This is a genomic window from Streptomyces sp. NPDC102270 (assembly GCF_044766405.1).
Lineage (GTDB): Bacteria > Actinomycetota > Actinomycetes > Streptomycetales > Streptomycetaceae > Streptomyces.
In genome coordinates, this window is the sequence record NZ_JBIWLX010000006.1 from 484146 (window position 1) to 494697 (window position 10552).

The 10552-nt window shown below is 70.0% G+C and carries 12 protein-coding genes; 7 read left to right on the forward strand and 5 right to left on the reverse strand.

Annotated features, from left to right (window positions below; genetic code table 11):
* Positions 1 to 159: 159 nt before the first annotated feature.
* The gene (locus tag ACIRP7_RS15050) at positions 160 to 855 is read right to left on the reverse strand and encodes an SDR family NAD(P)-dependent oxidoreductase (RefSeq protein WP_403658373.1); all 696 of its coding nucleotides are present in this window, start codon (positions 853 to 855) and stop codon (positions 160 to 162) included.
* Positions 856 to 1041: 186 nt separating this feature from the next.
* On the opposite strand from ACIRP7_RS15050, the gene ACIRP7_RS15055 reads away from it, so the two are divergent.
* The 3 genes from ACIRP7_RS15055 (at position 1042) to chpE (ending at position 3222) form a co-directional block, all read left to right on the forward strand.
* On the forward strand, positions 1042 to 2187 hold the full coding sequence (locus ACIRP7_RS15055) for a GAF domain-containing sensor histidine kinase (RefSeq protein WP_403658376.1): 1146 nt from the start codon (positions 1042 to 1044) through the stop codon (positions 2185 to 2187).
* Positions 2180 to 2821 carry a response regulator gene (locus tag ACIRP7_RS15060; protein WP_403658379.1) on the forward strand — a complete coding sequence of 214 codons (642 nt, stop codon included), beginning with the start codon at positions 2180 to 2182 and terminating at the stop codon, positions 2819 to 2821. Before ACIRP7_RS15055 ends, ACIRP7_RS15060 begins: the two co-directional genes overlap by 8 nt.
* Positions 2822 to 2976: 155 nt before the next feature.
* A complete protein-coding gene (gene chpE, locus ACIRP7_RS15065; RefSeq protein ID WP_403658381.1) occupies positions 2977 to 3222 on the forward strand; it encodes a chaplin ChpE in 246 nt (81 codons plus the stop codon).
* Between the two features lie 688 nt (positions 3223 to 3910).
* Here chpE and ACIRP7_RS15070 read toward each other — a convergent pair.
* The gene (locus tag ACIRP7_RS15070; protein WP_403658384.1) at positions 3911 to 4699 is read right to left on the reverse strand and encodes a hypothetical protein; all 789 of its coding nucleotides are present in this window, start codon (positions 4697 to 4699) and stop codon (positions 3911 to 3913) included.
* A gap of 141 nt (positions 4700 to 4840) precedes the next feature.
* Here ACIRP7_RS15070 and ACIRP7_RS15075 point away from each other — a divergent pair, with 141 nt between their 5' ends.
* The 3 genes from ACIRP7_RS15075 (at position 4841) to ACIRP7_RS15085 (ending at position 7233) form a co-directional block, all read left to right on the forward strand.
* A complete protein-coding gene (locus ACIRP7_RS15075) occupies positions 4841 to 5638 on the forward strand; it encodes an ABC transporter ATP-binding protein (protein ID WP_403658387.1) in 798 nt (265 codons plus the stop codon).
* Positions 5639 to 5732: 94 nt separating this feature from the next.
* Positions 5733 to 6164: an NfeD family protein gene (locus tag ACIRP7_RS15080; protein ID WP_403658390.1), complete on the forward strand. Its 432-nt coding sequence runs from the start codon at positions 5733 to 5735 to the stop codon at positions 6162 to 6164.
* Between the two features lie 130 nt (positions 6165 to 6294).
* The gene (locus ACIRP7_RS15085) at positions 6295 to 7233 is read left to right on the forward strand and encodes an SPFH domain-containing protein (RefSeq protein WP_057618170.1); all 939 of its coding nucleotides are present in this window, start codon (positions 6295 to 6297) and stop codon (positions 7231 to 7233) included.
* A 158-nt stretch (positions 7234 to 7391) separates the two neighbouring features.
* Here the strand turns inward: ACIRP7_RS15085 and ACIRP7_RS15090 are convergent, their stop codons facing one another.
* The 3 genes from ACIRP7_RS15090 to ACIRP7_RS15100 all read right to left on the reverse strand — a co-directional run bounded on the left by ACIRP7_RS15090 (position 7392) and on the right by ACIRP7_RS15100 (position 9418).
* Positions 7392 to 7901: an HNH endonuclease gene (locus ACIRP7_RS15090; RefSeq protein ID WP_403658394.1), complete on the reverse strand. Its 510-nt coding sequence runs from the start codon at positions 7899 to 7901 to the stop codon at positions 7392 to 7394.
* 151 nt (positions 7902 to 8052) lie between these two features.
* Positions 8053 to 8592, reverse strand: a complete 540-nt coding sequence (locus ACIRP7_RS15095) for a YbhB/YbcL family Raf kinase inhibitor-like protein (RefSeq protein ID WP_403658396.1) — start codon at positions 8590 to 8592, stop codon at positions 8053 to 8055.
* A gap of 43 nt (positions 8593 to 8635) precedes the next feature.
* On the reverse strand, positions 8636 to 9418 hold the full coding sequence (locus ACIRP7_RS15100; RefSeq protein WP_403658399.1) for a sporulation protein: 783 nt from the start codon (positions 9416 to 9418) through the stop codon (positions 8636 to 8638).
* A gap of 140 nt (positions 9419 to 9558) precedes the next feature.
* On the opposite strand from ACIRP7_RS15100, the gene ACIRP7_RS15105 reads away from it, so the two are divergent.
* Complete coding sequence (locus ACIRP7_RS15105) at positions 9559 to 10200, forward strand: DNA-3-methyladenine glycosylase (RefSeq protein WP_403658402.1); 642 nt, start codon at positions 9559 to 9561, stop codon at positions 10198 to 10200.
* Positions 10201 to 10552 lie beyond the last annotated feature (352 nt).

A 10552-nucleotide genomic window follows, 5' to 3' on the forward strand; every position in this document is an offset into this window, starting at 1 on the left:
GGCCTCGTACCGCCCGCTCGGAGGATGCCCTCGGTCGCCTCGCCGCCGCGGGCTGTGGGCCGAGGGCGGCTGCGGCGGCCTGTGTCCGGTCGAGCCGGGGCCCGCGCCGTTCGGCCGGCACCCGTGTCGGCAGTTCCTTCGGTACCCGGACCGCGAGTGTCATCGCTCCTCCCCCAGCGAGGAGGCTGCGTACCGCCCGCTCGGCGGCCGCTCGTCCAGCAGTCGCAGAAAGCCCGGTACCACACTCGTCGGCTCCGGCCGCGGGTCCTTGTCGTCCGGTACGGCCGCCGCGTACAGGTCGGTCGCCATGTCCCCGGGATCGACGGCCCACACCCGCAGCTGCGGCTCCTCCTCGCCGAGCACCGCCGCGAGGTGGTCCAGGGCGGCCTTCGACGCCCCGTAGCCGCCCCAGGTCTCGTACGCCTCGGCGGCGGCATCCGAGCTGATCGTGATCACCGCGCCGGCCCCGGACGCCCGCAACAGCGGCAGCGCCTCCTGCACCAGGCCCAGCGCGGCCACCACGTTCACCTCCAGCGCGCGGCGCAGCCCTTCCAGCGGCAGCTCCTCAAGACGCGCCAGCGGCTCGACGCCCAGCGCGCTCGCGTTGTTCACCAGCAGATCGACGCCGCCGAACTTCCAGGCCGCCGCCACCAGCTCCCCGCGGTGCGCCGGGTCCGTGACGTCCCCGGGCAGCGCCGTCACCCGGGTTCCGTGCCCGGCGACCGCGGCCGCCGTCTCCTTCAGGACCTCGGCCGTCCTCGCGTCGAGCACCAGGTCCCAACCCCGCGCGGCCAGCGCCTCGGCGAGCGCCCGACCCAGCCCCTTCGAGGCCCCCGTGATGATCGCTACCGGCATGACACACGTCCCCTCGTCCTCCACGCCGCCTGATCGGCGTGCCCCCAACGTAGGAACGGCCTGCGCCCCGCCGCCTCGGACGCGGGCCGCAGAACGGTGAGGCCCTTCGCCCTAGGTCGCCCGGCCCAGCCGGAAGCCGTCACAGGTCCGATCCGCGCTGTCACACCCCGCCCGTACGCTGAGGGCATGAGTCAAGGCCCCCGGTCCGGCCTCGCCGCGGTGAGTTCCGCGCTGCTGGCCATGAGCAGGCACCTCGAGGTGCGAGACGTCCTCAAGACGATCGTCGCCTCGGCCCGCGAGCTGCTCGACGCGCAGTACGCCGCCCTCGGCGTCCCGGACGACCACGGCGGCTTCGCCCAGTTCGTGGTCGACGGTGTCAGCGACGCCCAGTGGAAGGCCATCGGCCCCCTCCCACGTCAGCACGGCATCCTCGCCGCGATGCTGCACGAGGCCACCCCTGAGCGCCTCGCCGACGTCCGCAAGGACCCCCGTTTCGAGGGCTGGCCCGCCGCCCACCCCGACATGGTCGACTTCCTGGGCCTGCCGATCCGCGACGGCGACGAGGTCATCGGTGCCCTGTTCCTCGCCAACAAAAACTGCCCCAAGCCTGAAGGAAGTTGTGGCTTCACCGAGGAGGACGAGGAACTGCTCTCGATCCTCGCCCAGCACGCCGCGATCGCCCTGACCAACGCCCGCCTGTACGAACGCAGCCGGGAGCTCACGATCGCCGAGGAGCGCTCCCGCCTCGCCCACGAACTGCACGACGCGGTCAGCCAGAAGCTCTTCTCGCTGCGCCTGACCGCCCAGGCCGCCGCCGCCCTGGTCGACCGCGACCCCTCCCGCGCCAAGGACGAGATGCAGCAGGTGGCCACGCTCGCCGCCGAGGCCACCGACGAACTGCGCGCCGCCGTGGTCGAGTTGCGTCCCGCCGCCCTGGACGAGGACGGCCTGACCGCCACCCTGCGCACCCACGTCCAGGTCCTGGACCGTGCCCACACCGCGCGCGTGACCTTCGCCGCCCGCCACGTCCGCGCACTGCCCGCCGCCCAGGAGGAGGCCATGCTCCGCGTCGCCCAGGAGGCCCTGCACAACGCGCTGCGGCACTCCGGAGCCGCACATGTCGACGTGACCCTGGACCGGCGCGGCAGCGGAGCCGTCCTGCGCGTCACGGACGACGGCAGCGGCTTCGAACCGAAGGCGGTCCGCCGCGCGGGACGCCACCTCGGCCTGGTCTCCATGCGGGACCGCACCAGCGGGGTCGGCGGCACGCTGACCGTGGAATCGGCGCCCGGCAAGGGCACCACGATCGAGATGGAGGTCCCCGGTGGCTGACGCGATCAAGGTCCTGCTCGTCGACGACCACCAGGTCGTCCGCCGGGGGCTGCGCACCTTCCTCGAAGTGCAGGACGACATAGAGGTCGTGGGCGAGGCCGCCGACGGCGCCGAGGGCGTCGCGCGCGCGGAGGAACTGAGGCCCGACATCGTCCTCATGGACGTCAAGATGCCGGGCATGGACGGCATCGAGGCCCTGCGCAGGCTCCGCGAACTGGACAACCCCGCGCGCGTGCTGATCGTCACGAGCTTCACCGAACAGCGCACCGTGGTCCCGGCCCTGCGCGCGGGCGCCGCCGGTTACGTCTACAAGGACGTCGACCCCGACGCCCTCGCCGGCGCCATCCGTTCCGTCCATGCCGGGCACATCCTGCTCCAACCCGAGGTAGCGGGCGCCCTGTTGTCCCAGGAGGAGAACAACTCCGGCCAGGGAAGAGGCGGTTCGCTCACCGAGCGGGAGCGCGAGGTCCTCGGACTGATCGCGGACGGCCGCTCCAACCGGGAGATCGCCCGTGCGCTGGTCCTCTCCGAGAAGACCGTCAAGACACACGTCTCGAACATCCTGATGAAACTCGACCTGGCGGACCGGACCCAGGCGGCACTGTGGGCGGTTCGTCACGGAGTGGCCGGTTGATCCCGAGGCGCACGGCAATACGGAGGGTTCCGCTCCGGAGTGAGATTCATACCGTCGTGGGAATGTCCCCCGAATGGCGCATCCTTCGGGGAGGCCCGCCGTTCTTCAGTGCGTGCTGCGGCGACTGCCGCGGCAATCGCTAGGAGGGCTTAGAAGTGAAGAACCTGAAGAAGGTAGCGGCCGTGACGATGGTGGCCGGCGGGCTGGTCGCCGCCGGTGCCGGTATGGCCTCCGCCACCGACGGGTCGCACGCCGACGGCAAGGCCGTGGGCTCGCCCGGCGTCGTCTCGGGCAACCTCGTCCAGGCCCCGGTGCACATCCCGGTGAACGCGGTCGGCAACAGCGTGAACGTCATCGGCGTGCTGAACCCCGCCTTCGGCAACCTCGGCCTCAACCACTGACTTCCCTCGCCGAACGGGGAGTGACTTCGGCCTCCCGGGTGCACCACGCACCCGGGAGGCCGGTCCGTTTGACACGCGCAGTCACCGGGCCATCGGCTCGGGACGTCACGCGTCCCTCAGGGAGCGGAGCGGCACCCCGTAGTGTGCGAGCGGCCCCCGGCGGAGAGGACCGGCCCGCCCGCGGATGGAGCCACGCGCCCCTCTGCCCGGCCCGACGCCGGTCACCGCACCCGCCGCAATCCAGCCCTGCGCCGGGCGGGGTCACGCCCGCCGTCTGGCCCCGCGCGGGCCGGGTCACGCGCCCCTCTGCCCGGCCCGAGGCCGGTCACTGCACCCCCGCCGTTCAGCCCTGTGCCGGGCGGGGTCACGCCCGCCGCCGTCCAGCCCCACGCAGGCCGGGCCACGCGCCCCTCTGCCCGGCCCGACGCCGGTCACCGCACCCGCCGCAATCCAGCCCTGCGCCGGGCGGGGTCACGCCCGCCGCCGTCCAGCCCCACGCAGGCCGGGCCACGCGCCCCTCTGCCCGGCCCGACGCCGGTCACCGCACCCGCCGCCGTCCATCCCCCCCGGCCGGGCCGGGTCACACCTCCCCGCCGCCGTCCATCCCCCCGCCGGGGCACGCCGTCCCGGCCGCCGTCCAGCCCCACACCGGGCCGGGCCACGCACCCCCCACCCAGCCCCACGCCGGTCACCGCACCCCCCGCTCCAACTCCTCCACATACGCGTTGTACGCAGCGACCTGCGCCCGCCGCCCCGTCCGCTCCACCGGACGCAACGCCTCCCCCCGAGCCCGCATCTCGGCGGAGCTCACCGCGCCCCCGGGCCCGTTCTCGTAGGCCAGCGACACCAGCAACCCCACCCGCTGGGCAAGCTCCAACACCCGCACCGCCCGAGGCGGATACCCCGGCGCCAGTACCTCCCGCCCCCGTTCGGCCCGGGCCCGGTACGCCCCGATCGCCGCCTCCGCCACCGGCCCCGACCCGGCCACGTCCAGCCGCGACAGCACCTCGGTCGCGTCCCGCAAGGCCTCCGCGAGCTCACGCTCGGCCTCGCCCAGCGAGGGAACGTCCGCCGGCGGCGCCTCCCGCACAGGCAGCACATGCCACACCACCTCGACATGCACATCGCCCGACGGCCCGGCCTCGTACACCTCCGGCACAAGCCCCAGGGCGGCGCCGTGACAGACCACCGCCTCCTCCGCCTCCAACGCGCGCGCATTGAACTCCGGCGGCCCGCTCAGCCCCAGCGGATGCCCGGGCGCGGGCAGCGCGACCCGCAGACCGGTGACCCCGAGCGACCGCAGCCGCCCGAGCGCCAGGGTGAGACCGACGGCCACCGTCTCACCCGGCAGCCCCTCCACCCGGTGCACGGCATCGTCACCGACGATCGCCAGTACGGCGTCGTCCGGCGAGACAAGTCCGGCCAAAAGGCCGTTTCCCCAAGCGGCAAGGCGTCCAGAGCGCGGTTCCGAGAGCATGCCCCCCAGCCTAAGGACCGGACCACTGAACGGGAGCAGCCGACCGGTGGCGTAGATTTCATCGAGGGCTGCGCCCAAAAGCGCGCACGCGCCAGCCGAGACGTCGACACCGGTCACACTGCAAGGGGAGACAACGCGCTCATGAGCGATGTTCTGGAGCTTCAGGACGTATCCGTGGTCCGTGAGGACCGGGCTCTGGTGGACCAGGTCAACTGGTCGGTCAAGGAGGGCGAGCGCTGGGTCATCCTCGGCCCCAACGGCGCCGGCAAGACCACGCTCCTGAACCTCGCCTCCAGCTACCTCTACCCCAGCAAGGGCACCGCGACCATCCTCGGCGAGACCCTCGGCAAGCCCGGCACCGACGTCTTCGAACTGCGCCCCCGCATCGGCATGGCCGGCATCGCCATGGCCGACAAGCTCCCCAAGCGTCAGACCGTCCTGGAGACCGTGCTGACGGCGGCGTACGGCATGACCGCGGGCTGGCAGGAGGAGTACGAGGACATCGACGAGCAGCGCGCCCGCGCCTTCCTCGACCGCCTCGGCATGAGCGACTACCTGGACCGGAAGTTCGGCACCCTCTCCGAGGGCGAGCGCAAGCGCACCCTCATCGCCCGCGCCCTGATGACCGACCCCGAGCTCCTCCTCCTCGACGAGCCCGCCGCCGGTCTCGACCTCGGCGGCCGCGAGGACCTGGTCCGCCGCCTCGGCCGACTCGCGCGCGACCCGATCGCCCCCTCGATGCTCATGGTGACGCACCACGTCGAGGAGATCGCCCCCGGCTTCACCCACGTCCTCATGATCCGCCAGGGCAGGGTGCTCGCCGCAGGCCCCCTGGAGCTCGAACTCACCTCCCGCAACCTCTCCATGTGCTTCGGCCTCCCCCTCGTCGTCGAGCAGGTCGGCGAGCGCTGGACCGCGCAGGGCCTGCCACTGTCGTGATCACGTGAAGTACCCGCAAAAACAAGGGTAAGAAGCCCGTTCCCGCTCCATTGCGCCCTGTCCGCGGAGGTACCCGCGGACCTACCATGACCACGTGAACGACATCGACGCATGGGTGTGGTGGCTTGTCGGCGCGGCTGCGCTCGGAATCCCGCTCGTGGTGACCGCGATGCCGGAGTTCGGCATGCTCGCGATGGGCGCCGTCGCCGCCTCCGTCGCTGCCGGACTCGGCGGTGACATCGTCGTCCAGGTGCTCGTCTTCGTCGTCGTCTCGGTGGCCCTCATCGCCGTCGTACGGCCCATCGCGACCCGGCACCGCTCCCAGCGACCCCAACTCGCCACCGGCATCGACGCGTTGAAGGGCAAGCAGGCCGTCGTCCTGGAGCGCGTCGACAGCGCGGGTGGCCGGATCAAGCTCGCCGGAGAGGTCTGGTCGGCCCGTTCTCTCGACACCGGCCGGGCCTTCGAAGTAGGTCAGGAAGTGGATGTCGTCGACATCGAGGGAGCCACGGCGATCGTCATGTGACCTCGCAGGATGCAACTGAACCGAACGCACCACGAGTTGTACGACGGTCTGACACACTCGACCAGCAAGATCTTCAACAACCATAAGATCTTCCGAGAACGCCGAGGCAGAGAAGGGCACGGGGAGCACGATGGAACCGGTCATCATCGTCTTGATCATCCTGGTGGTGTTGGTCTTCATCGCCCTGATCAAGACGATCCAGGTCATCCCGCAGGCGAGTGCCGCGATCGTGGAGCGGTTCGGCCGCTACACGCGGACACTCAACGCGGGACTCAACATCGTCGTCCCGTTCATCGACACCATCCGCAACCGTATCGACCTGCGTGAACAGGTCGTACCCTTCCCGCCGCAGCCGGTGATCACCCAAGACAACCTGGTCGTCAACATCGACACGGTCATCTACTACCAGGTGACCGACGCCCGGGCCGCGACCTACGAGGTCGCCAGCTACATCCAGGCGATCGAGCAACTCACCGTCACCACGCTCCGCAACATCATCGGCGGCATGGACCTGGAGCGGACCCTGACCTCCCGCGAGGAGATCAACGCGGCCCTGCGCGGCGTCCTCGACGAGGCCACCGGCAAGTGGGGCATCCGGGTAAACCGCGTCGAACTCAAGGCAATTGAGCCGCCGACCTCCATCCAGGACTCGATGGAGAAGCAGATGCGCGCCGACCGTGACAAGCGCGCCGCGATCCTCACCGCCGAAGGCACGCGCCAGGCCGCCATCCTCACCGCCGAAGGTGAGAAGCAGTCCCAGATCCTGCGCGCCGAGGGTGAGGCCAAGGCGGCCGCCCTGCGCGCGGAAGGCGAAGCCCAGGCGGTCCGCACGGTCTTCGAGGCGATCCACGCCGGAGACCCGGACCAGAAGCTCCTCTCCTACCAGTACCTCCAGATGCTCCCGAAGATCGCCGAAGGCGACGCCAACAAGCTCTGGATCGTCCCCAGCGAAATCGGCGACGCCCTCAAGGGCCTGTCCGGAGCCATGGGCAACTTCGGCAACTTCGGCGGCGGTTCGAGCGGAGGCAACGGCGGCTCGGAACGCCGGGAGACCCCGAAGATCGACTGAAACAGGGATTGCCGTACGACAAAGGGTCCCGCCTTCTCGACGAAGGCGGGCCCCCACGTACTCCGGGGCGCGGGGCTGTATCGACATGCGGCTCCGCCGCGGGGCGCGACAAGCCACAACACGCTCGCAGCCGCATCACAACCGAACCCGGCAGATGACTAGGCGGCGGCCTCTCCAGCCAGCCAGTCCGGCAGCGCGGAGAAGTCCTCGTGCCCCAGCGACAGCAGCATCGCGTCAGCCGGACTCGGCTCGAACGGCTCCCGCAGCAACGGCATCCCGGCCTCCGCCGGAGTCCGGTTCGCCTTGCGGTGGTTGTCCTCCGCGCAGGAGGCCACCGTGTTCAGCCAGGTGTCCTGACCACCCTGGGACCGCGGCACCACGTGGTCCACGGTCGTCGCCCGCCGCCCGCAGTACGCGCACCTGTGCCGGTCACGCACCAGAACACCCCGCCGGGACCAGGGGGCTTGTCTTCGGAAGGGCACCCGCACATACCTGCACAACCTGATCACCCGGGGCGCCGGTATGTCGACCGCGGCTCCGCGCATGCGCAGTTCGGGGTGGGACTGCTCGACGACGGCCTTGTCCTGCAGCACCAGAACGACGGCTCGGTTCAACGTCACCGTCGACAGCGGCTCGAAGCTCGCGTTCAGTACCAGCGTGTCCCGCATGTCAGCCCACCTCCCATGTGCACCGTCCCACCCCCTGGCGGGCTTGGGCTTGGATCAACTCTGGCCGGGCACGCCGAGATGGACAACGCAATAAAAAGTGCCCGCCTCTGATCAATTCCAAGACCAGAGGCGGGCAAACGCCCGATGAACGTCAGTCTTCGGCGGGCACCTCGTACTCACCGATCAACTGAGCACGCGCGATCGTGTGAAAACGCAGGTTGAAGCCCACAAAGGCGGGAGAGGCAGCGGAATCCGGCCCGAGCTTCTCCTGGTCCACGGCGTACACGGTGAAGACGTACCGGTGCGGCCCGTCCCCGGCCGGCGGAGCGGCCCCACCGAAGTCCTTCGACCCGTAGTCGTTCCGCGCCTGTACGGCACCCTCCGGCAGCCCCTCGAACTTGCCGCTGCCCGCACCGACCGGCAGCTCGGTCACCGAGGCCGGAATGTCGAACACGACCCAGTGCCAGAACCCGCTGCCCGTAGGGGCGTCGGGGTCGTAGCAGGTCACGGCGAAGCTCTTGGTCTCCGGCGGGAAGCCCTCCCAGCGCAGCTGCGGAGAGGTGTTGCCGGCCGCGTAGACCTGAGCGTCCTTGAGCGTGCCGCCCTCCTGCACGTCCTCACTCGTCACCGTGAACGACGGCACGGGCGGATGGAAGTCATGGGGGAGCGGACGCCGCTTGAGCTCGGTCACCTCGGTACCTCCTGATCGATTACCGGAATCAGCAGTTCCGAGCCTAGAACCAGTTGCGCTTGCTGCCGACCTCGGACAGCCACTGGTTGAGGTACGCGGCCCAGTCGGTGCTCTGGTAGTCGTGCAGTCCCACCTGGAAGGACCGGAAGGTGTCGCTGCCCTCGCTGAACAGCCCCGGCTTCTTGTCCATCTCCAGCACGACGTCCATGGCGTTGCCGTCCGCGACGAAGCTCAACTCGACCTGGTTGAGCCCGCGGTACTGCTGCGGCGGGAAGAACTCGATCTCCTGGTAGAACGGCAGCCGCTGCCGCGTCCCACGGATGTGGCCGCGCTCCAGGTCCGCGTTCTTGAAGCGGAAGCCCAACTGCATGAAGGCGTCCAGGATCGCCTTCTGCGCCGGCAGCGGGTGCACGCTGATCGGGTCCAGGTCACCGGAGTCCACGGCACGCGCGATCGCCAGCTCGGTGGTCACACCGACGTTCATGCCGCGCAGCGGCTGCCCGTCGATCACCGTGATCGGCGTCTCCCACGGGATCTCCAGACCGAACGGCACCGCGTGCACCGCGTTGGCCTGAAGCGTGAAGGCACCGCCGAGCGAGACCTTCGTGAACTCGATGTCCTGCTTGTACTCCTGATCGCCGCTCTCGACCTCGACCTTGGCCTGGAGCCCGACCGACAGCCCTTCGATCTCCTGGTCGACGGACCCACCCTGGATCCGCACCTCGCCCTGGACGACACCACCGGGGACGACGTTGACCTCGGTCAGCACCGTCTCCACCGAAGCCCCGCCGGCCCCCAGGCTCGCGAGCAGCTTCTTGAACGCCATGTCTCTCCTCTTAGAACGCGCGGATTCCTGATCCCTACAAACGCGATCCGGCCGTGGTCGGTTCCGCGCCCTCACCCTGGCAAGCGGACGAACCCTTGACCACCCTTGGCACACACCCGTCTGGACTACGCTCGTACGCCATGATCACGCCCCCGGACCGTACGCCACTGCCACGAGAGTTCTTCGACCGCCCTGTACTGGAAGTCGCCCCCGACCTCCTCGGCCGCACCCTCGTCCGTACGACCCCCGACGGGCCGATCGCGGTGCGCCTCACGGAGGTCGAGGCCTACGACGGTCCGAACGACCCCGGCTCCCACGCCTACCGCGGCCGCACCGCCCGCAACGACGTGATGTTCGGTCCGCCCGGGCATGTGTACGTCTACTTCACCTACGGCATGTGGTTCTGCATGAACCTGGTGTGCGGACCGGCAGGCCGCGCGAGCGCCGTCCTGCTCCGCGCCGGCGAGGTCCTCGAAGGCGCCGAGCTGGCTCGCAAACGTCGACTCTCGGCCCGAAATGACAAGGAACTGGCCAAAGGGCCGGCCCGCCTGGCCACGGCCCTGGGTGTGGACCGGGCTCTGGACGGCACGGACGCGTGTGCCCAGGAGGAGACTCCGCTGAGGATGCTCACCGGCACCCCGGTCCCCTCCGACCAGGTACTCCACGGTCCCCGGACCGGGGTGGCCGGCGAAGGAGGCGTCCACCCCTGGCGGTTCTGGGTGGCCAACGACCCGACGGTGAGCCCCTACCGGGCTCATGTCCCGAGGCGGCGCTCAAGTTGACTCGCTCTTGGAAGATGCGTAACGTGGCCCGAGCCGCTTGTACCGGTTACGGCGATCGCCAGCAGCCGAGAGCGGCCAAACCACTACCTACGACATCCCCTCGGCGGGGGCGATTTCGGCGTGCCCGCACGCCCGAATTCGAACTCGCAGGACTCGATTATGAGTTGCCGAGGGAATCGGCTAACGTAGTGAATGTCGAAAGGCCCCGCCGACAGGGAATCAGGCCCGAAAGGATCTGATAGAGTCGGAAACGCAACACCGAAGGGAAACTGCCCGGAGGAAAGCCCGAGAGGGTGAGTACAAAGGAAGCGTCCGTTCCTTGAGAACTCAACAGCGTGCCAAAAATCAACGC